The sequence below is a fragment of the Stutzerimonas chloritidismutans genome (assembly GCF_038562055.1).
Lineage (GTDB): Bacteria > Pseudomonadota > Gammaproteobacteria > Pseudomonadales > Pseudomonadaceae > Stutzerimonas > Stutzerimonas chloritidismutans_A.
In genome coordinates, this window is the sequence record NZ_JBCFXD010000001.1 from 443,453 (window position 1) to 461,491 (window position 18,039).

The following is an 18,039-nucleotide window of genomic DNA, read 5'->3' on the forward strand; positions in this document are numbered from 1 at the left end:
GGACGGAAGACCGTCCACCATGATGCAGCGAACCGTAAAGGCCGTTACATCCAGCCTCGTTCCTTGTAGTAGCGCACTGCGCCATCATGCAGCGGTGCGGACAGACCCACCTTGATCATGTCTTCCGGCTTCAGGTCTTTGAAAGCAGGGTGCAGACGCTGGAAGCGCTCGATGTTCTCGAACACCGACTTGACCAGCTTGTAGACCACTTCGTCATCGACCTTGGACGTGGTGGAGAGCACTGCCTTGCCGCCAATCGACTGCGTGGCGCTGTCATTGCCCTTGTACATGCCGCCCGGAATTTCAGCCTTGGTGTAGTAGCTCTTCTCGGACAGCAGCTTGTCGATCTCCGGGCCGGTAATTGGCACCAGAACGGCGTCGACGGTGGTGGTCGCTTCCTGAATCGCGCCATTGGGATGACCGACAAAGTAGGTCATGGCGTCGATGTTGTTGTCGCCCAGTGCACTGGCCTGTTCGGCCGGCTTCAGTTCAGCGGCGAGCGCGAAAGCCGACTTGTCCCAGCCCTTCTCGTTCATGATTTCTTCGAGGGTATCCCGCTGACCGGAACCGGGATTACCGATATTGACGCGTTTGCCTTTCAGATCGTCCAGGCTCTTGATGTTCGCATCACGGCGCGCCAGCACAGTGAAGACTTCGCTCTGCAGCGAGAACACGGCACGGATGTCTTCCATCGCGCCTTCGCTCTTGAACGGCTCCAGGCCTTCCATCGCCTTGTACTGATGATCCGACTGCATGATGCCGAAATTGAACTCGCCGCTGCGCAGACCGTTGACGTTCGCTACGCCACCGCCACTGGCCGGTGCGTTGCACTTGAGATCCTCGGCGTTACGGTTGACGAAGCGGCAGATCGACTGACCCGCGACGTAGTAGACGCCCGTCTGCCCACCGGTACCGATGGTGACGAATTGCTCTTGCGCCTGAGCCATACCGCTCAGACCAGTTCCCGCCAACGCGGCGGAAAATATCCATGCCAAGGATTTGCCTTTCATGGATCCACTCCTTATTGGTTGTTTTGGAATTGCCCTGCAGGCCTCGTGAGCCACGCGGGACGTTTGGAGTCTAGCAGGCGACTGCGCAGAGAACAGCCGCCGCATATGCCAGGCAAACTACCGAGCACCTGGTACCACACCTATGTGACCGGACCGAGCCTCAAGGGTTGCGTAGGTAGGCGGATATCCATCTTTAATGTGTGCCTTTAAAAAACCTCAGCAGCGCAGCTTTTGTCGCGCTAGCCGATCTGGTCGCTACGGCCATCCAGCCAAGAAGTGGCGTATGCCAACAGCGAAGCAGCTGGCGCTGGTGAGATCGTCAGCCTCACGGGGCGCAGCACCGCTCGTGCTGGTAAACGATATTAGCGAGCAGCTGAGATCATTCAGCAACTCGAAAGCCAAATTCGGAACATCAACCGCGTGCTAGATGTTATTCAGCGCATCGCCGAGGAAACCGACCAGTTGGCGCTTAACGTGATAATCGCAGCTATCCAGAACATGATCGGGCACCCTGCAGACCGCCGACACCGTCACGCAACGAAGCCGATCACGCCATGAAAAGAAAGGTTCCGAGCAGGCAGCACGCCCGCTTCAGGGCATCAACCAGTGTGTAAGCGAGGTCTGCTGTCCAGGAGGCTCCGAGGCCCATTCCGATAGATGGGCGAGCCGTTAGCGGCCTGAGAGTGGTATCAAAGCGACATTATCCGTATTGTTTGAATGGCCAAACCACTGCCTGGCCCCATCGGTTGCCTATGCGCCGCGACGGGTCGTTTGACGAGACCTTCCACCCGATGCGCTTCCGCCGGCTTTTACTCTGCCTTTTAACAGCCCTTGTCAGCCTCATGTCGGGCCAGTTAAGCGCCGCTGTTGTTCCTGGCGTCGTCAGCGAAAGCGGTGCGGCACTCCAGGTGGGCGGGTTGGAGTGGGTATCCGGGCATTCGGAGGCCGGCTTCGCGACCGCTCACGCGGCCTCCTGGCAATGGCAGCCGTTAGTTAAGCCCAACCTCAAGAAACAGCCTGAAGGCGTTTGGGTGCGCTTCGACCTTGGCAGCAAGGCAGCCAGCGCTGGCCGCTGGTACCTGAGCCTGCAATGGCCGATCCTGGACAATGTGCGGGTACGCCTGTTCTACCCCGCCGAGGACGAGTGGGGCCCGCTGATGCAGGCTGGCGATCACATTCCCAAGAGCCTTCAGCCGCTGGCAGACCACAACCTGGTCTTCCCGCTGGAACTGCGGGCTAACGATCGAGCCGTGGTGTACGTGCATGTACAGGCGCACGAGCTGATGGCCTTGCCAATGGTCATCTTTGACGAGACGGCGTTCGCGGCAGGAAAGTTTACCGACATCGCGTTGATCAGCCTGTTCTTTGGCGGAATGCTGGTGATCCTCCTCTATAACAGCAGCCTGTTTCTGTTCACTCGGGACGTGGCTTATCTGCTCTACGTCCTCTATCTGCTCAGCGCGCTGTTTTACGTCCTTACGATAACCGGCTTCGGCCAGTTGTTTCTGTGGCCCGAAATGCCACAGATCGCCAGCCGCTTCTACGCGTTATCCGCGGCGCTGTGCTTTTTCACCCCGCTGTTGTTCGCCAGCCGGTTTCTCAATATTCGCCGCTACGGCGGCTGGCCCTGGCTGGTCACCTGGGTGCTGATGGGTTACTGGGGCGTGGTGATCCTGGTCCTCTTGTTCGCGCCCTCGCTCGGACGCTACCTGATGGCCGAGCAGATCGCGCTGGTGCATTGCATCCTGACAATGGCCGCCGTCATCAATCTGTGGATCCGCGGCAACAGTTCGGCAAGGTTGTTCACGATTGCCTGGTCGACCCTACTACTGGCGACCATCGTCCATCTGCTGGCGCTGGACGGCATGCTGCCGTTGAACCCGCTGACCCTGCACGGCCAGCTGATCGGTATGTTTGCAGAGTTCGTTCTGCTTTCCATGGCACTGGCGCAGCGCATCAATCAGGAGCGGGACCGCCGCATTCTGGCTCAGCAGAGCGCACTGCAAGCATCTGAGGCGCTTGCTCATGAACGTGAACAGCGTCTGCAGGCTCAACAACAAGCCTTGGAGGCGCAAGTACGCGCAAACGAGGCGCTCGAAGCGCGGGTCTACGAGCGCACCCGTGCGCTCGAGGATGCCAAGCGCGGCCTGGAAATGGTCAACGAACAGCTCACTCGCCTGAGCATCACCGATGCGTTGACCCAGCTGTCGAACCGCGGCCATTTCGACGTGATGATCGGTGAGGAAATCCGCCGCGCTCAGCGCACCGAGACGCCGCTATCGGTGCTGCTGCTGGACATCGACCATTTCAAGCGGGTCAACGATAGCTACGGGCATCCGTTCGGCGATGAATGCCTGCGACTGGTAGCCGACACGCTCAGGCAATACGGCCAACGAGCGGGCGATGTGGTTGCACGCTATGGCGGCGAAGAATTCGTCATGGCGCTGCCCGGCATGAACAGCCGCGAAGCCCGCGAGCAAGCCGAGCGAATCCGTGCTGCGGTGGCGGCGCTGCGGCCCGTTCACGACGGGGAGCGCCTGGCGTTGACCATCAGCATCGGCGTCGCGAGCCTGCAGCCGCCGGCGAGTTGCACCCCGACGCAACTGCTGGCGTCCGCCGACACAGCACTCTATCGGGCCAAACACAACGGCCGTAATCAGGTGGCGGTGGCCGAACCGGACGAGGCCGCCGAGCTGTCAGTCAGCTGAATCGGGAGCCGGTGGAGGAAAGCTCACCTTGACCAGAAGCCCGCCCAACGCGCCCTGATCGAGCTCGACAGTAGCCCGGTGGGCACGAATGATTTCACCAACAATGGCCAGGCCAAGCCCGGCCCCCTTCCCCTGTTGATGCACACGGTAGAAGCGCGCAAAGACCTTGTCGCGCTCAGGCTCCGGAATTCCCGGCCCGTCGTCCTCGACCTCAAGCACGCCCCCTTTCGCCACCCGTAGCACCACGTTGCCATCTTTGGGTGTGTGCGCCAGGGCGTTGTCCAGCAGGTTGCTGAGTAATTCAGCCAGTAGCGTCGGCTCGCCATCGATCCAGACGGGCTCCTCGGCTTCCAGGGCCAGCGCGACACCCCGCTTATGCGCCAGCGCGGCCATCGCCAGCCCCAACTCCCGAGCCAGCTGGCTGAGGTCGAGGCGCTGGGCTCCCCCTTCGGCAATCGATTGCGCACCGGTTTCAATACGCGCCAGCGACAACAGCTGATTGGCCAGGTGAATTACCCGGTCGGTGTGCGCGCCAGCCTCTTCCAGGGTTTCCTGCCAGCGCTGCGGTTGCACCTCACGTTGCCCGAGTTCGATACGCGCCTTCAGCGCCGCCAAGGGCGTACGCAACTCATGCGCCGCGTCGGCGATGAACTGCGCCTGCCGTTCGAACTGCCCGCGCAAACGCTCGGTGAATTGATTGAGCGCAGCAACCAGTGGTTTGAGTTCGCGCTGCACGGTAATCAATGGCAACGGCCGCAGATCATCAGGCTGTCGCGCCTCGACGGCCTCGCTGAGTTTGCCCAGCGGCCGCAGCGCCGCGCTGACCGCTAGCCAGACCAGCAGCAGCGCGGTAACGGCCAGCAGGCCGACCCGCCACAGGGTGTCGATCAACAGGCTGCGAGCCAGGCGCTCACGCGCGCCCAGCGTCTCGGCGACACGGATTTCAGCGATGCCGTTGAGCTCCGGCTCGCTCACCGGCTGCAGCAGACTCACCAGCCGCACACCCTCGCCTCGGAACTCTCCGTCATAGAAGCGCGCCAGCGCGGGATAGTCATCAGTGCGACGGATATCGGCGCCTGGCGCCGGCAGATGTTCGTAGCCGCTGACCAACCGGCCCTCGGTATCCAGCACCTGGTAGTAGATGCGCCCGGCGCTGTCGTAGGCAAAGGTGTCCAGTGCCACATAGGGCACATTGGCGCGCAGCTGGCCATTACTGGCGACCAGACCGTCGGCGATGGCTCGGGCGGAGGCCAGCAGGGTCCGGTCGTAGGCGGTGTCGGCGGCCGCCCGCCCGTTCCAGTAAGCGCTCCAGCCACTGAACAGCATCAGCAGGGTCAGCAGCATGGCCAGCCTGCGCAGCAACCCACCGCGCAAACTGCCGGCGCTCGGCAGTAGCGCGTCAGGCATCCGCTGCCTCCAGCAAGTAGCCCAACCCACGGAAGGTCACGATGCGCACCGAACTGCCTTCAAGCTTTTTGCGCAGCCGGTGGATGTAGATTTCGATCGCGTCGGCACTGGCGTCTTCGTCGAGGCCGAATACCTGCGCCGCCAGTTGATCCTTGCTCATGACCCGCCCAGGCCGGGTAATCAACGCCTCGAGCACCGCCTGTTCGCGCGAGGTCAGGCTGAGCGGCTGTCCGCTGAGACTGAAGCGCCGCGCATCCAAGTCATAGACCAGCGGACCGCAGCTCTGCTGACGTTCGCCGGCGGCCACGCTACGCCGCAACAACGCCTTGACCCGTGCCTCCAGTTCGGAGAGTTCGAACGGCTTGGCCAGGTAGTCATCGGCGCCCAGATTGAGGCCATGCACCCGATCAGTCACCTCCCCGCGCGCAGTGAGCATCAACACCGGCAAGGTCTTGCCGCGTTTGCGCAGGCGCGACAGCAGTTGAAAGCCGTCGAGCCTGGGCAGCCCGACGTCAAGGATCGCCAGTGCGTAGTCCTCGGTCGACAACGCCAGATCAGCGGCCACGCCATCGTTGAGCAGGTCAACCGTCCATCCGGCCGCGCGCAGCGCCTGCGCCACGCTTTCAGCCAACTGGGGGTGGTCCTCGACCAGAAGAATCCGCATTGCCTGTCCTCTGCCACACACGGAACGGGGCGCCAGTGTAGCGGCAAGGCACGCCACACGCTGCTTTCACCCCTGAAAGCCTGGCGAAAGTTTCGCCGCCTAGGATCGGGATCAGGTGGCTCGATCCACCTGGCGCGGCACAACGCCGTCACAACAAAAACAATAGTGGAGATTGAAGGATGCTGACTGCCGTCAGAATTAAACCCGCCCCTGCTCGTCTTGCCCTCGCCGTCGCGACGGCCTCCCTGGCGCCCATCGCTCACGCCGATTTCTTCGAAGACAGCAGCGCGACCCTGCAAACCCAGAACATCTACCTCAATCGCGATTTTCGCGAAGGCTCCGGCCAGTCCAAACGCGAAGAATGGGCACAGGGCTTTCTGCTCAACATCGAATCAGGCTTCACCGAAGGCACCGTTGGCTTCGGCCTCGATGCCATGGGCATGCTCGGCGTCAAGCTCGATTCCGGCGGCGGACGCGTCAACACCGATCTACTCCCTGTACGCGACGATGGCAGCACCCCGGACGAATTCAGCCGCCTCGGGCTGACAGCCAAGGCGAAGGTCTCGGAAACCGAACTCCGCTACGGCAGCCATATCCCGGAAACACCCGTGGTAAAAGCCAGCGACAGCCGCACCCTGCCCCAGGTCTTCGAAGGTGCGATCTTGGTCTCTCAGGACGTGACCGGCCTGACCCTGACCGGTGGGCGTCTGGACAAGGTCATCGACCGTGCCTCGACCAACTCTCAAGCGCTTCAGATCAACAACAAGAACCGCCGTTTCGACAGCGCCGCCGAAGCCGATCACCTGACCTTTGCCGGCGCACGCTATGACTTCAACGAAAAGCTCATCGGCACTTACTACGCCGCCGAGCTCGACGACATTTACCGGCAGCACTTCTTCAACCTGCAGGCCGTGCAGCCGCTGGGCGAGAACTCGGCCCTGACCGCCGACTTGCGCCTGATGATCAGTGACGACACCGGAGCGGCCAATGCCGGCAAGATCGACAACCAGGCCTGGAACGGCATGGTGGGTTACAGCCTCGGCGGTCACAAGCTCAGCCTCGCCTACCAACAGATGAATGGCGACACCGGCTACGCCTATATCGATGGCGGCGATCCCTACCTGGTCAACTTCGTCCAGATCAACGACTTCGCCAATGCCGACGAGCGCTCCTGGCAGGCGCGTTACGACTACAACTTCGCCTCGATTGGCGTCCCTGGCTTGACCTTCCTGACCCGCTACATCTCCGGTGACAACGCCGAATACAGCGGCGGCAGCAACGGCAGCGAGTGGGAGCGTGACATCGAGCTCAAGTACGTCGTGCAGACAGGTCCACTGAAGAACGTGGCCGTGCGCATGCGCAACGCCATGTTCCGCTCTGATTTCGCCCGCGACGCCGACGAAAACCGTCTGATCGTCAGCTACAGCCTGCCGATCTGGTAAAGCCGTCCACAATAAGAATCAAAGGAGACACCCATGAAGACTGCAATCCGCCGTATCGCCCTGCTTTCGTCCTGCCTGGTCCTGTCCGGCCAGTTGATGGCCGAGCCCAAGCGCCCCGAGTGCATCGCCCCGGCCAAGCCCGGCGGCGGTTTCGACCTGACCTGCAAGCTGGCCCAGAGCGGCTTGAAAAACGAAGGCTTGCTGGAATCACCCATGCGCGTCACTTACATGCCCGGCGGTGTCGGTGCGGTGGCCTACAACGCGGTGATCGCCCAACGTGCCGACGACCCATCGACCATTACGGCCTTCTCCAGCGGCTCGCTGCTGAACCTCGCGCAGGGCAAGTTCGGTCGCTACGACGAAAGCGACGTGCGCTGGCTGGCCGGCATCGGCACCGACTATGGCGCCATTTCGGTACGCGCCGACGCGCCCTACAAGGACCTTGACGACCTGATTGCTGCGGTGAAGAAGGATCCGGCCAGCGTTGTCTTTGGTGCCGGCGCCACCATTGGTGGTCAGGACTGGATGCAAACCGCACTGATCGCCCGCGCCGCTGGCGTCGATCCGAAGAAGCTGCGCTACGTCGCCTTCGAAGGCGGCGGCGAAACCCTCACAGCGATGCTTGGCGGTCATGTGCAGGTCACCAGCAGCGGCCTGGGCGAAGTCGCCCCGCAGCTCGAAGCCGGCAAGATCCGCATCCTCGCGGTCCTGTCCGACGATCGCCTCCCCGGCAAGCTGTCGGACATCCCGACCGCCAAGGAACAGGGCTACGACATCAGCTGGCCGGTAATCCGCGGCTTCTACATGGGCCCGGAAGTCAGCGACGAAGACTTCAACTGGTGGAAGACCCAGTTCGACACCCTGCTGGCCGACGAGGATTTCGCCAAGCTGCGCGAGCAACGTGACCTGTTCCCGCTGTCGATGACCGGCGATGAGCTCAAGACGTTCGTCAACAAGCAGGTCGCCGATTACAAGGAACTCGCTGCCGAGTTCGGTCTGGTCAAGTAACACCCCGCCGCTGGCAGTTCCCGGTCCCTACGGACCGGGAACTGCGGCTGGCTCCTCCCGAGGTATTCCATCATGTACGTTCGTGTCTTTGCCGCGGCCTGGCTGCTCGCCTGCGCCGGCCTCGCGCTGCTCGCCTGGGGGTTCGAGGCGCCCTTCGCCTACGACCCGGTCGGCCCGCGCGCTTACCCGCTACTGCTGCTGTTCCTGATGGCTTGCGGCGCGCTCTGGCTGCTCTGCAAACCGCACGGCGAACCGACGCCCCCATTCGATTGGACGATGGCGCGGCGCGCCCTGTACTGCGTGCTGGTGTTGCTGGCGTACGCAGTGCTGTTCGAAAAGCTTGGCTTTGTCATCACCACCGCGCTGGCCACCTTCGCCCTGGGCCTCTTGTTCAACGGACGCCTGCTGCCGTGCCTGATCAGCGGTGTGCTGATGGGCGTGCTGCTCTTTGGCCTGTTCGACCTGTTGCTTGATGTGCCGCTGCCGCTCGGTGTGCTGCGCCTGCTGGAGAGCTGAAAATGGAAACCTTGAATTTCTTGTGGCAGGGCTTCGATGTCGCCACGCGACCAATGAACCTGCTCGTGGCGCTGTTCGGCGCCTTTGTTGGCACTGTTGTCGGTCTGCTCCCAGGCCTCGGGCCGATCAATGGCGTGGCCCTGCTGCTACCCCTGGCTTTTGCCCTGGGCCTGCCGCCGGAAACCGCGCTGATCCTTCTGGCGGCTGTGTATCTGGGCTGCGAGTACGGTGGTCGTATTTCGGCCATCCTGCTCAACGTGCCCGGCGACGCTGCGGCCGTGATGACCACGCTGGACGGCTACCCGCTGGCACGCCAGGGCAAGGCGGGCATCGCCCTGTCACTGTCGGCGGTCAGTTCGTTCATCGGTAGCATCATCGCCACCTGCGGTGTGGTGCTGTTCGCCCCGCTGCTGGCGAAATGGGCCGTGGCGTTCGGCCCCGCGGAATACTTCGTGCTGATGATCTTCGCCATTGCCTGCCTGGGCGGCATGGTCGGTGACAAGCCGGTCAAGACGCTGATGGCCGCGTTGATCGGCCTAGGACTGGCAACGGTTGGCGTAGATTCGACCACCGGTGTCTACCGTTTTACCTTTGGCAGCGTGAGCCTGTCGGACGGCATCCAGTTCGTCATCGTGGTGATCGGCTTCTTCAGCGTTAGCGAAGTGCTACTGATGCTGGAAAAGACCCACAGCGGCCAAAAGGCGGTCAAGGCCAGTGGGCGCCTGCTGTTCAACTTCAAAGAGTTCTGCCTGACCTTCTGGACCATGGTGCGTAGCGCTTGCGCGGGTTTCGTCATCGGCACCCTGCCCGGCGCCGGTGCGACCATCGCCAGCGCCATGACCTACATGAGCGAAAAGCGCATGGCGGGCGACAGTGGCAAGTTCGGTGAGGGCGACCTGCGCGGCCTGGCCGCACCAGAAGCCGCCAACAACGCCTCCGCCTGCGGCTCGCTGATCCCGATGCTGACGCTCGGTGTACCAGGCTCGGGCACCACGGCGGTGATGATCGGCGCGCTGACGCTGTACAACATCACGCCCGGCCCGCTGCTGTTCGAGCAGCAGCCTGACGTGGTCTGGGGTCTGATCGCCTCGCTGTTCATCGGCAACGTCATCCTGTTGGTGATGAACATTCCCCTGGTTGGGCTGTTCTCCAAGATGCTCAGCGTGCCCAACTGGGTGCTGGTGCCGGCAATCACCGCGATCAGCGTGGTCGGCGTGTATTCCGTGCACAGCACCACCTTCGATCTGGTGCTGATGGTGGGTCTCGGCGTGTTCGGCTACCTGCTGCGCAAGCTTGAGTTTCCGCTGTCGTCGCTGATCCTCGGTTTCGTCCTCGGCGAGATGATGGAAGACAACCTGCGCCGTGCGCTGTCGATCTCCGCAGGCGACCTGGGCATCCTCTGGGGTAGCCCGATCACCCTGGTGCTCTGGGCCATGGCCGCGCTGATGCTGGCGATGCCGGGCCTGCGCTGGTGGCGTCAGCGCCGCCGCGCCAAACTGAACGAAGCGCATGCCTGATATGGCACGCCCGCTGCCGGTTTGGTGGGCGACGCCTCTGGTCGGCGCCCTTGGCGGCTGGCTGGCCAGCCTGGCGAACTGGCCGCTGCCGTGGATGGTCGGTTCGCTGCTGGGGGTCATTGCGGTGCGCTGCAGCGGCTGGCTGGTCAAGGAAGTCCCGCACGGTCGACAGGCCGGGCAATGGTTGATCGCCAGCGCTATCGGTCTGCATTTCACCAGCGAGGTCATGCAGCAGGTGCTGGAGCACTTCGGCGTAATCCTCGCCGGTGCGCTATGTACCCTGCTGCTGAGCCTGATCGGCATCTTCATTCTGTTGCGCAGCGGCACGGACCGCGCTACGGCGTTCTTCTCCAGCATGCCGGGCGGCGCCAGCGAAATGGTCAATCTGGCCAGCCGCCATGCGGCACAACCGGCGATGGTGGCCGCGGCCCACAGCATGCGTTTGCTGCTGGTGGTGCTGATCATTCCCGCCCTGTTTACCTGGAGCCTGCCCCCCGTCGACGCGCCGCCACCAGCGCCGGTCAGCTGGCCTTGGCTGGCCGTGCTGTTGCCGTCGGGCGGACTGCTGGCGCTGCTTTGGAAGCGACTCGGCCAACCCAACCCCTGGATGCTCGGGCCGCTGACGGTCTGTGCGGTCGCCAGTGCTGCTTTCGACCTGCATCTGGGCATGCCTGAAGGTGTTGGCCAGTTCGGCCAGTGGCTGATCGGTTGCTCGCTGGGCTGTCACTTTGATCGGCCGTTCTTTCGCAGCGCGCCGCGCTTCATGCTGCGTATCCTGCTGTTCACACTCTTGGCCATGCTCGCGGCAGCGGGGCTCGCAGAAGTACTCGGATGGGCCGCAACACTGAACCAGACGTCGCTGATGCTGGGCATGATGCCGGGCGGGATTACCGAGCTGTGCTTAACAGCCGAGGCGCTGCAGTTGTCGGTCGCGCTGGTCACCGCGTTGCAGGTGCTGCGGTTGTTCCTCGTGATGTTCCTCGCCGAGCCGTTATTTCGGGTCTGGCAACGAGCCACGCTTTAACCCGCCACTTGGCGGGTTCTTTTTTGGCGCTCTGCTCGGAACCTTCGCTTGCACCGGTTCAACCGAAGAACCAGTAGCAGACCAGGATCGCCGCAACGATGCCGGCGAAGTCCGCCGCCAAGGCGCACCCCACCGCATGTCGCGCCCGCTGAATGCCCACCGCACCAAAATAGACGGCCAATACATAGAAGGTGGTTTCGGTGCTGCCTTGCACGGTCGCGGCAACCAGCGCCGCAAAGCTGTCCACGCCCTGACTCTGCATTGTTTCGATGAGCATCGCGCGCGCGGCGCTGCCGGAGAACGGTTTGACCAACGCAGTGGGTAGCGCGTCAACGAAACGGGTATCCCAGCCCAACGCCTCCACCAGCCAACGGATTCCATCGAGTCCGAAATCCAGCGCGCCGGAGGCTCTAAACACACCAATAGCGCACAGCATCGCGATCAGATAGGGCAGCAGACTCTTGGCAACATCGAAGCCTTCCTGCGCGCCTTCGACAAAGCTCTCGTACACCGGCACTTTGCGTAACGCGCCAATGACGAGGAACGCGATGATCAAACCGAACAACGTCAGGTTGCCGAGCAGCGATGACAAGGATGAAAGCGCGGTAGCCGAAAGCCCGGCCAACAATGCCATGAAGCCGCCCAGGAGCAACGCCCCAGGGACCAGGTAGGCAAGAACGACCGGGTCCCAGAGACGCAAGCGCTGAACCAGCGCGACCGCCAAGAGGCCCGCCAGTGAGGATGCGGTGGTGGCCAGCAGAATCGGCAGAAAGACCAGAGTCGGGTCTTCAGCGCCCTGCTGCACGCGGTACATGAAGATCGACACCGGCAACAGCGTCAGGGAGGAGGTGTTGAGCACCAGAAACAGGATCTGCGCGTTACTGGCGACCGTCTTGCTCGGATTGAGCTCCTGCAGGGCACGCATAGCGCGGAGGCCGATGGGCGTGGCGGCATTGTCCAGGCCCAGGCCGTTGGCAGCGAAGTTGAGAGTGATCAACCCCAACGCAGGGTGCCCGGCTGGCACATCCGGCATCAACCGACGGAACAGCGGCCCGAGCAAGCGCGCCAGTTGCTCGATCAGGCCAGCCTTCTCGGCAATACGTAAAAAACCGAGCCAGAGCGTCAGCGTGCCGAACAGCACGATCATGATTTCCACAGCCAACTTGGCCATGGCGAAAAGACTTTCGACCAGGGCGGCAAACACAGCCGGGTCGTCTCCGAGCAGCCAGCGCCCGAGCGCAGCAACCGCCGCGACCAGAAAGAAGCCCAGCCATAGGCCGTTGAGCATGTGATTCTCCAACGAGTGACTGCGCGCGATGATAGCGGTGCGGCTGGAGAACAGCCATGAACCAAACAGGACGAGCGAAAGTGGGCGCAGCGAATTGGGGAAATGCGGAGGGAAGCGACATCGCGCGTAAGGCGAGTTCAGCCTGGGCTCGAAAAGCCCTCGTGGTGTACAAATAGCGCACGACGTGATGCGCTGGAGAAATCGCAAACCGAAGGTGGAGATCCCACCTTCGGTTGCCACTCGCCGAGCCCGGTCCATGACGGAGGTACTCCCTGTACCCCTAGGTCGCTCCGTCAAAGAGCGTCCCGACCCCCTGGCTCCCCCGCTGTAGGGGCTGATAGGTGATCCTCGAACGATTCACCCCAGTAAATAGCACTCCGCGTTCGGCGAAGGCTCAAATAGAGGCATCCAGCCGCTGTTGCCTCCCTATGCCGATGCAGCCGCCCTGACGAGCGGCGTTATGCATCAGGCTCGTGGGCCGCGGCCACGTCCGAAAATCAGCGAAGCAACAAACAACACCAGGAAAACCACAAACAGGATCTTGGCGATACCTGTTGCAGTGCCCGCGATACCACCGAAGCCCAGTACTGCGGCGATGATGGCAATAATCAGAAACGTGATAGCCCAACTCAGCATGGTGTAACTCCTCTTCGGTTCAGAACATCCTCAGCGGGCGCCATCGCTAACGATCAGCTCGCCGAGCTCCAACTAGAAAACCCAACGTTGCTCAGACCGCACCTGCACAAAATCAATCGTCTGCGGAGCAGGTCCGGTTTGCACAATCCCTACAGGTTGAGCGTCGTACATGTGGATTCGTTCCGCTGACTCCTGCTGAGTCTGGCTGAGCGGCTCCGACATCGGATATTCGGCTCCGACGATCAACGTGACCACAGCCGCGGTAAGGAAACCTTTTCCAACCAGTAGGAAACGTGCTTGACGATTCATCCTCAACTCCTTCTAAGCATGCGGGGCATGTCTGTCTTAGTGGTTATGCTGCAGGGCTCGTGCCATTCCTTGAAATTCCAATTATTCCTTTACTATCAACAACTTATGCAATCAAAATGCTGCTGCGCCAATTTATATTGCACGATGCACCTGCACCGTGCCGGGCGATTTGCACGACGGACTAATCCCCGTTCTTCCTGTCACGGTGATTGAGGGTGTGAATACGCTCATGGCAGGCCCGGATTTTAGGCAGCTCGATGGCCAGCAATGCCTTGACATCGGGGTCCGCTGTTTTCAGAGCATCTTCGAAGGCGGCCAGGATGCGCTCTTCGGTTTGGTCGAGCTGGTCGATATACACCGCGTCGGTGTCGCCTAGCTGGGCCTTGGTGTCGGCGTACATTTCACGCAGCTTGCCGGCTGTAGTGCCGCCTTGTGCGGGCTGCTGTTGATTGGCCGCCACCTTCACCGAGAGCGCCTGAATGATGTGCGTCTTGGCCTGAGCCATATCGCGAAATAGATGCTGTAGTTCGACGTCCTTCACCTCTTCAAGCGCATGCTGATAGAAGTGCTGACCGTCGCGGGTGATTTCAATGAGCTCATTGAGGTGGGTGATGTCTTGGTTCATTGGGGCCTCCTGATGCAGATGCGATGCGCCTCGACTGCTGTCGACACGCGCGTTACTGATAAACGACCGCAAGCCCCGTGCCAGCGATAAAAACGCATAAAGTTATTTATAATCAATAAGTTGCGCAAACGCTGCGCTTCGACACTGATTGCAGGCTGCAGGAAAGGCCTTCATGCACCGTGCAACTTGCATGGCTTTGCGTAGACTAACGCTGGCGCCAAGAGACCTCGCGGCGACATTGCACCGGGTTTTCCCCAAACGACTCGCCATTTTTTCACCGCTTTTGCCTGACTGGAGCATTCATGGACCAAACGACCGACACCGGCGGCCGCATCCTTCTGGTGGACGACGAGGCAGCGATCCTGCGCACGTTCCGCTACTGCCTCGAGGATCGTGGTTATACGGTGGTCACGGCGGCCAGCGCGTCGCAGGCCGAAGCGATCCTGCAGCGACAGGTGTTCGACTTGTGCTTCCTCGACCTGCGCCTGGGTGAAGACAACGGCCTTGATGTCCTGCAGCAGATGCGCGTGCTTGCGCCCTGGATGCGCGTAGTCATCGTGACTGCTCATTCGGCAGTGGACACTGCGGTGGACGCGATGCAAGCGGGCGCTGCGGATTATCTGGTAAAGCCATGCAGCCCGGAGCAACTGCGCCTGTCGGCCGCCAAGCAGCTGGAAGTGCGTCAGATGGCAGCGCGTCTGGAAGCTTTGGAAGGCGAAGTACAAAAACGCAGCGATGCGCTGGGCTCGTACAGCCCGGCAATGATGAATGTGCTGGAAACTGCCCGCCAGGTGGCCGATACCGACGCGAACATCCTCATCCTCGGCGAATCTGGCACGGGCAAAGGCGAACTGTCGCGGGCGATCCACAACTGGAGCAGGCGCTCGAAGAAGGCCTTTATCACCATCAATTGCCCCTCGCTGTCGGCGGACTTGATGGAAAGCGAGCTGTTCGGACACAACCGCGGGGCCTTTACAGGCGCGACCGAAAGCACCTTGGGGCGCGTCAATCAGGCTGACGGCGGCACACTTTTTCTCGACGAGATCGGCGACTTTCCGCTTGCTTTGCAGCCGAAACTGCTGCGTTTCATCCAAGACAAAGAATACGAGCGCGTCGGTGACCCAGTCACCCGACGGGCTGATGTGCGTATCCTTGCCGCCACCAACCTGAATCTGGAGGAGATGGTTCGCGAAGGCAAATTCCGCGAAGATCTGCTCTATCGCCTGAACGTCATTACCCTGAACTTGCCGCCCATGCGCGAGCGGCCAGAAGACGTGCTGACCCTTGCCGAACGCTTCCTGGCATTCTTCGTTAAGAGCTATGGACGACCGGCGCGCGGCTTCAGCGATGGCGCCATAGGCGCACTGAAAGCCTACCGCTGGCCTGGCAACGTGCGCGAATTGCGCAACGTGGTCGAGCGCGCCAGCATCATTTGCCCGCAGGACATGATCGAAGTCAGTCATCTCGGCCTGGCCGATCAGGCGGTCAGCAATGCTCCGCGCATCGGTGAGCCGCTCAGTCTGGAAGCGCTGGAAAAAGCGCATATCTCAGGCGTGTTGAGCACCAGCGACACCCTTGATCAAGCTGCCCGAATTCTTGGCATCGACGCCTCGACGCTCTATCGAAAACGCAAGCAATACGGCCTATGAAAATCCAGATGAAGCTGAGGACCCGACTGTTCCTGGGGTTCTCCGCATTGATGACCGTGGCCTTGCTTGGGCTGCTGCTGGCGCTGGTCAGCGTCGTGCAAATGGCGAAGAGTCAGGAGCACCTCATTCGCGATAACTTCGGTGTTATCGAGGTCAATCAGCAGCTGCGCCAGGCGCTCGGAAACCAGCTGCTGCTACTGGTTCGGGAACACCGCGACACCGAAGCCCTTGATGCTTCGCGCAAAGTTTTCCTGAGCGCCCTGGCACGCGGCATGGCGAGCGCCCCCGACGAGCAGGACCGCAAAGCTTATGAGGCCATCGGCGACGCTTACACCCGCTTTGCCGTGCAACTGGAAACACGGTCCAATCTGAACGCGACACTGCTCGAGGACAATCCCCTCAGCCAATCCTTCAACCGCGTTCGTGAGTTGATGGTCGACATGCAACAGGCCGCCTACAACCAGATTCGCGACACCGAGATTCGTAGTCGCGATCGAGCACAGCTGCTTGCCGGGCTGCTGGGATTGACGGGTATTGCGGTGCTGCTGATCGGGTTCGTTACCGCACACAGCTTTGCCCGGCGCTTCGGCGACCCGATCGAGCAACTGTCCAGCGTGGCCGACCAGATCGGCCGCGGCGACTTCAACATCCGCCTGCCCACCTCGCCTATCGCAGAGCTGTCATCGCTGATTCGTCGCTTCGGTCTGATGGCACAGGCCCTGCACCAATTCAAGCAAACCAATGTCGAAGCACTGGTCGATGGCCAGCAACGGCTACAAGCGTTGCTCGACAGCATTGATGATGGGCTGCTGATCATCGACCGCCAGGGCCGCCTGGAACATGCCAACCCGGTCGCGCAGCGCCAACTCGCTTGGGAGACAGAACACCTCGGCTCGACACTTGGCCAAGCCCTCGGCCATCCAGAGCTGGATGAGGCCGCTCAGCAGGTGCTGGCCGACACGCCGTTATCCGCCCCGCCGGAAGATTTGGTGATCGAGGCCGACGGCGAGCGCCGCCTGTTGTCATGGCGCATTAGCCCCGTGAACCATCACGACGGCCGCATCAGCGGTGCGGTGATGGTGCTGCACGATGTGACGGACCAGCGCACCTTCGAACGCGTGCGCAATGAGTTCGTCCTGCGTGCCTCGCACGAACTGCGTACCCCGGTAACTGGCATGCAAATGGCCTTCAGCTTGCTGCGCGAACGAACGCATTACCCGGACAACAGCCGCGAAGCCGACCTGTTCACCACTGTGCACGAGGAGATGCAGCGCCTGGTCACATTGATCAACGATCTGTTGAACTTCTCCCGCTACCAGAGCGGTCAGCAAAAGCTCGAGCGCGTGCCGTGCGACCCCTCCGGGCTCCTTGAACAAGCACGACAGCGTTTCCAGGCAAGCGCCGCGCAAAACGACATTGAAATCAAGCTGGAACTGCAGACGCCACTGCCAAGCCTGTTGCTGGATCAGCAGCAGATGGACCGAACCCTCGACAACCTACTCAGCAATGCACTGCGGCACACCCCTAACGGCGGCGAGATCCGCCTGCTGGCGCGACATCACGGCGAGCGGGTCATTCTCAGCGTCGAAGACAATGGCGAAGGCATTCCCTACAGTCAGCAGGCACGCATATTCGAACCGTTCGTGCAGATCGGACGGCGCCGTGGCGGCGCAGGACTGGGGCTTGCCTTATGCAAGGAAATTGCTCAGCTGCATGGTGGTCGTATCGGCGTGCATTCGCGAATCGGCCACGGCACCATCTTCTACATCGCTCTGCCCATCTGAGCCTGGCAGGGCGGCAAGAATAAAAAGGAGCCACCATGCCCAGCCTCAATCCGAGCGAGGACCAGCTGAAACGCTTCGCCGAGCAGATGCCCGCCGGCGAGCCAATCCTCATGCTTAACCTGCTGCGTTTCAACGACCAAGCCGCCTATCCTGGCGAGAGCGACCAGCAGCCGTACTCCGGCCGAGAGGCTTATGCAGTCTACAGCCGCACGGCCATCAAGAAGGTGCGTGCAGCCGGAGGCGACGTCGAGATCATGGCCAACGCCCGCGTCGCGCTGATTGCGCCGGAGCAGGAACATTGGGACGAGGTGCTGCTGGTGCGCTACCCCTCGCCTGAAGCCTTTCTCGCCATGCTGGCGGACCCGGAATATCGCGCCGCCACGATCCACCGCACCGCAGCGCTCGCCGACTCAAGACTGATCGGCTGTAACCCCCGTAGTTGAGCTGAACCC

General features: G+C 61.7%; 16 protein-coding genes. 9 read left to right on the forward strand and 7 right to left on the reverse strand.

Features of this window, described 5'->3' with window-relative positions:
- Positions 1-44: 44 nt before the first annotated feature.
- Positions 45-1,010, reverse strand: coding sequence for a TAXI family TRAP transporter solute-binding subunit (locus AAGW23_RS01955; protein ID WP_342404670.1), 966 nt, complete (start codon positions 1,008-1,010; stop codon positions 45-47).
- An 842-nt stretch (positions 1,011-1,852) separates the two neighbouring features.
- On the opposite strand from AAGW23_RS01955, the gene AAGW23_RS01960 reads away from it, so the two are divergent.
- The gene (locus tag AAGW23_RS01960) at positions 1,853-3,718 is read left to right on the forward strand and encodes a diguanylate cyclase (protein WP_342404671.1); all 1,866 of its coding nucleotides are present in this window, start codon (positions 1,853-1,855) and stop codon (positions 3,716-3,718) included.
- Here AAGW23_RS01960 and AAGW23_RS01965 read toward each other — a convergent pair.
- Together AAGW23_RS01965 and AAGW23_RS01970 are read right to left on the reverse strand one after the other, a co-directional pair.
- The gene (locus AAGW23_RS01965) at positions 3,707-5,125 is read right to left on the reverse strand and encodes a sensor histidine kinase (RefSeq protein ID WP_342404672.1); all 1,419 of its coding nucleotides are present in this window, start codon (positions 5,123-5,125) and stop codon (positions 3,707-3,709) included. The two genes, AAGW23_RS01960 and AAGW23_RS01965, sit on opposite strands and share 12 nt — an antisense overlap.
- Positions 5,118-5,789, reverse strand: coding sequence for a response regulator (locus AAGW23_RS01970; protein WP_342404674.1), 672 nt, complete (start codon positions 5,787-5,789; stop codon positions 5,118-5,120). The genes AAGW23_RS01965 and AAGW23_RS01970 overlap by 8 nt, the downstream gene beginning before the upstream one ends.
- A 179-nt stretch (positions 5,790-5,968) precedes the next feature.
- On the opposite strand from AAGW23_RS01970, the gene AAGW23_RS01975 reads away from it, so the two are divergent.
- From AAGW23_RS01975 to AAGW23_RS01995, 5 genes are all read left to right on the forward strand, one after another.
- Positions 5,969-7,231: an OprD family porin gene (locus AAGW23_RS01975; protein WP_342404675.1), complete on the forward strand. Its 1,263-nt coding sequence runs from the start codon at positions 5,969-5,971 to the stop codon at positions 7,229-7,231.
- A 33-nt stretch (positions 7,232-7,264) separates the two neighbouring features.
- Positions 7,265-8,239 (forward strand): tripartite tricarboxylate transporter substrate binding protein, encoded by a 975-nt coding sequence (locus AAGW23_RS01980; protein ID WP_342404676.1) that lies wholly within the window; start codon positions 7,265-7,267, stop codon positions 8,237-8,239.
- 72 nt (positions 8,240-8,311) lie between these two features.
- Positions 8,312-8,755, forward strand: coding sequence for a tripartite tricarboxylate transporter TctB family protein (locus tag AAGW23_RS01985; protein ID WP_342404677.1), 444 nt, complete (start codon positions 8,312-8,314; stop codon positions 8,753-8,755).
- A 2-nt stretch (positions 8,756-8,757) separates the two neighbouring features.
- Positions 8,758-10,272 carry a tripartite tricarboxylate transporter permease gene (locus tag AAGW23_RS01990; protein WP_342404678.1) on the forward strand — a complete coding sequence of 505 codons (1,515 nt, stop codon included), beginning with the start codon at positions 8,758-8,760 and terminating at the stop codon, positions 10,270-10,272.
- A 1-nt stretch (position 10,273) separates the two neighbouring features.
- Positions 10,274-11,296: an AbrB family transcriptional regulator gene (locus AAGW23_RS01995; RefSeq protein ID WP_342404941.1), complete on the forward strand. Its 1,023-nt coding sequence runs from the start codon at positions 10,274-10,276 to the stop codon at positions 11,294-11,296.
- 58 nt (positions 11,297-11,354) lie between these two features.
- Here the strand turns inward: AAGW23_RS01995 and AAGW23_RS02000 are convergent, their stop codons facing one another.
- From AAGW23_RS02000 to AAGW23_RS02015, 4 genes are all read right to left on the reverse strand, one after another.
- Entirely contained in the window at positions 11,355-12,584 is a 1,230-nt protein-coding gene (locus AAGW23_RS02000) for a nucleoside recognition domain-containing protein (RefSeq protein ID WP_342404679.1), read from the reverse strand.
- Positions 12,585-13,049: 465 nt separating this feature from the next.
- Entirely contained in the window at positions 13,050-13,220 is a 171-nt protein-coding gene (locus tag AAGW23_RS02005; protein ID WP_019341907.1) for a DUF1328 domain-containing protein, read from the reverse strand.
- A gap of 72 nt (positions 13,221-13,292) precedes the next feature.
- Positions 13,293-13,529 (reverse strand): hypothetical protein, encoded by a 237-nt coding sequence (locus AAGW23_RS02010; RefSeq protein WP_342404680.1) that lies wholly within the window; start codon positions 13,527-13,529, stop codon positions 13,293-13,295.
- Between the two features lie 181 nt (positions 13,530-13,710).
- Positions 13,711-14,154, reverse strand: a complete 444-nt coding sequence (locus tag AAGW23_RS02015; protein ID WP_342404681.1) for a PA2169 family four-helix-bundle protein — start codon at positions 14,152-14,154, stop codon at positions 13,711-13,713.
- Positions 14,155-14,456: 302 nt separating this feature from the next.
- Between AAGW23_RS02015 and algB the strand changes: the two genes are divergently transcribed.
- Genes algB through AAGW23_RS02030 form a run of 3 tightly spaced genes read left to right on the forward strand, consistent with a single transcriptional unit; the run spans position 14,457 to position 18,030 of the window.
- Entirely contained in the window at positions 14,457-15,803 is a 1,347-nt protein-coding gene (gene algB / locus AAGW23_RS02020; RefSeq protein WP_102836595.1) for a sigma-54-dependent response regulator transcription factor AlgB, read from the forward strand.
- Positions 15,800-17,587: a KinB sensor domain-containing domain gene (locus AAGW23_RS02025; RefSeq protein WP_342404683.1), complete on the forward strand. Its 1,788-nt coding sequence runs from the start codon at positions 15,800-15,802 to the stop codon at positions 17,585-17,587. Before algB ends, AAGW23_RS02025 begins: the two co-directional genes overlap by 4 nt.
- A gap of 35 nt (positions 17,588-17,622) precedes the next feature.
- A complete protein-coding gene (locus AAGW23_RS02030) occupies positions 17,623-18,030 on the forward strand; it encodes a DUF1330 domain-containing protein (protein WP_342404684.1) in 408 nt (135 codons plus the stop codon).
- Positions 18,031-18,039: the final 9 nt, after the last annotated feature.